This is a genomic window from Microbacterium sp. CCH5-D1, assembly GCF_001557335.1.
GTDB lineage: Bacteria > Actinomycetota > Actinomycetes > Actinomycetales > Microbacteriaceae > Microbacterium > Microbacterium oxydans.
Genome location: NZ_LSJW01000181.1, coordinates 1 through 2,676, shown reverse-complemented (window position 1 = coordinate 2,676; position 2,676 = coordinate 1). Strand labels below are relative to the sequence as shown.

3 protein-coding genes are annotated in these 2,676 nt (G+C 60.8%); all 3 read right to left on the bottom strand.

Features of this window, described 5'->3' with window-relative positions; translation table 11 throughout:
- On the bottom strand, positions 1 to 685 hold a 685-nt coding region (locus AX744_RS10985), incomplete at its 3' end, for an IS256 family transposase (protein WP_157543585.1).
- 705 nt (positions 686 to 1,390) lie between these two features.
- A complete protein-coding gene (locus AX744_RS10980) occupies positions 1,391 to 1,816 on the bottom strand; it encodes a DUF3817 domain-containing protein (RefSeq protein ID WP_061016860.1) in 426 nt (141 codons plus the stop codon).
- A 256-nt stretch (positions 1,817 to 2,072) separates the two neighbouring features.
- Positions 2,073 to 2,676 (bottom strand): protoheme IX farnesyltransferase (locus AX744_RS10975; protein ID WP_197429216.1); only part of this gene is annotated, 604 nt, incomplete at its 5' end.

The window sequence follows — 2,676 nt, the reverse complement described above, 5'->3', positions numbered from 1 at the left end:
GGACCCCGCCGAGACCGCGGGCGACGAGGTCGGCGAAGAACGAGTTCCACGCCGCGCCGGTCTCCGATGTCGCGACGCGCAGTCCGAGGACTTCGCGGTGCCCGTCGGCGTTGACGCCGGTCGCGACGAGCACGACCGCGTTGATCACCCGGCCGCCCTCGCGGACCTTCATCGTGAGCGCGTCGGCGGCGACGAACGGGAACGGGCCCGCGTCACCGAGTGGGCGGCGTCGGAACTGGTCGACGTGCTCGTCGAGGTCCGCGGCCATCCGCGAGACCTGTGACTTCGAGAGGGAGTGGATCCCGAGGGGCTTCACGAGCTTGTCCATTCGGCGGGTGGAGACCCCGGCGAGGTAGCAGTCTGCGACGACGGTGATCAGCGCGGTCTCGGCGCGTTTGCGCCGCTCGAGCAGCCATTCCGGGAAGTAGGTGCCCTTGCGGAGCTTCGGGATCGCGACGTCGATCGTCCCGACACGCGTGTCCAGGTCGCGGTGGCGGTAGCCGTTGCGCTGCGCGGTGCGGTCCGGGGACGCCTGACCCCATTCGGCGCCGACAACGGCGTCCGCGTCCGCGGACAACAGTGCGTTGATCATCGTCTGCAGCAGCTGCCGCATCAGATCCGGCGACGAATCGACGAGGGCTTCGCTAAGTAGGCGGGCAGGGTCGAGAATATGAGGAGCGGTCATCGTGATGATGCCTTTCGAGTGGAGGTAAGAGACTTCTCGAAGGATCACACGGTGACCGCGCTTACGTCGCGAGCGACGAGGCGGCCACCGTGGGCTACACCACCTTATGGGGCACTACTGCTCAACAGCGCGATTGCTTTTATGACTTCCGCCCGCGGGAGCACACACGCCGCTTCGTTCCGTCCTGAGGATGTAGCGGTCAGACGCCCCACCGCGTCGAACACCGCTGCAGCCAACGAAAGCATTCCGAAATCTCTAACCGAGCCAGTCTCTCGCTGCGCTAAGCGGGCAAGCGAGGGTACGAGATTATGCATCACCGACGCCGTCACTTGCAGCGGAAGTAGCGTGGGACAACCTTCAAGTGCACGGTTTAGGTGGTGCACCAGTGGATGGGTCAATGGCAGCCAGCGGACTTGATCCGCCAGGTAGTCAACTTTGAAATAGAACGTGATCATGCGCGCCTGCCCAACCGGGAAGCACCAGCACTCCGTGTTCGCCGGGATCGTCAATATACTCCCAGCCTTCAGCAAGACCTCACTTGATTGGCTGTGCACGCGAGCACATCCCGAGATCGTGAATACGATCTTTACCGTGTCGACGACAATCGACCCTAAGGGGCCGCAGGCTGTTTGATCGCGCACGATAAATGGCATGTGACCGGAGTTGAAAAAGTTCGCTTTAGAACTGTTCGTATGCCTTATTCGCCTATTCCTGCACTAGGGCTGCGTTATCGATCTTTGCGGCCTGATACACCGCTTTTACTTCTCGGCCGAGTCGGTACTCCATGAAGAACGAGAGAAGCGGAACCACGCCTCCTAGAGCCATGATGAGGAATCGCATGAATGACCACTTCATGAGTGACCATAAGCGGAAGTTCGCAAACAAGTAAGCCACGTACAGCCATCCGTGCACGATGAGAAACATCGTTGACAAGTTCACGCCGTTGAGCGTGCCGCTCGGCGAGAACCTGAGGAAACCTGACGGGCCATTCAGCTCAAGCTCAACCCCGAAGGCGTGCTTCGCGATGATTTCGCCGAGAAGGAGCAGGAGACATACGCCCGTGATGATCGACGTGATCGTGTACAGCCGGAGAGCTCCCGGGAGTGCCTCGATGTCTCTGATGCGGCTCATAGCAGTTGCTCCTTCAATCTCCTGAACATCCGAGGCGCGCGCGCTCGGGGCGCGCGTCGTTGTCGACGCGATTGGTTTTGGGGTGTAGATATGTGCATGCTGACATGCCGGTTAGGCGGTAAACCGCGTGCGGAGGCAGTGATTGAGCCTCCACGGCATACCTCTGCGCCAGACGGACCTGGAGTCAAGGAATGGTCGCGCGCTGCGAGTCTCAGGCTGGGGATGCAGAAAGTGTGCAGGGATTGACTGGTTGTCATCACGGTAGGATCGGGCCGACCGAGATCATGAGGCATAGTGCCAACACCATGATGAGCGAGAACCGGAACATTCGGCGCGCCCACGCCACCACATCCGATGCGCGCAGGCCGACAATACCGAGACAGATCCAGTACAGCCCAAGCGATCCCATAACTGCCGTATATACGATGCCGGTGTATCCGAACACCGGCAGCAGCAGCGTCGCGATGACGAACGCGATCGTGTAGGCGAGGATTTGCGCTGTCGTACGCTTGAGGCCTTTGACAACTGAGATCACTGGCACACCGGCCCGCGCGTATTCATCGTGGCGGTAGATTGCGATCGAGTAGAACTCCGGCATCTGCCAGAAAAACACCGCCAGGAAAGCGAGCACCGCCCCCATGTCGAACGCTCCGGACACCGCAAGGTAGCCGGCAAGGATCGGCGCGGCACCGGAAACGCTGCCAACGAGAGTGCCGTGTACGCTGAGTCGCTTCGACAGCATTCCGTATAGCAGGACGTACACGAGAAAGCCACCAAGGCCTACGAAGACCACAAGCCAGTTCGTCGGCTCATCGCGAATGAGAGTGTAGGAGCGGTCTGAATCCGCCGGCTTCGAGGAG

Bases quoted from the DNA above. Each gene is read 5' to 3' on its own strand.
- AX744_RS10980 (WP_061016860.1), bottom strand. From the start codon at position 1,816: ATGAGCCGCATCAGAGACATCGAGGCACTCCCGGGAGCTCTCCGGCTG.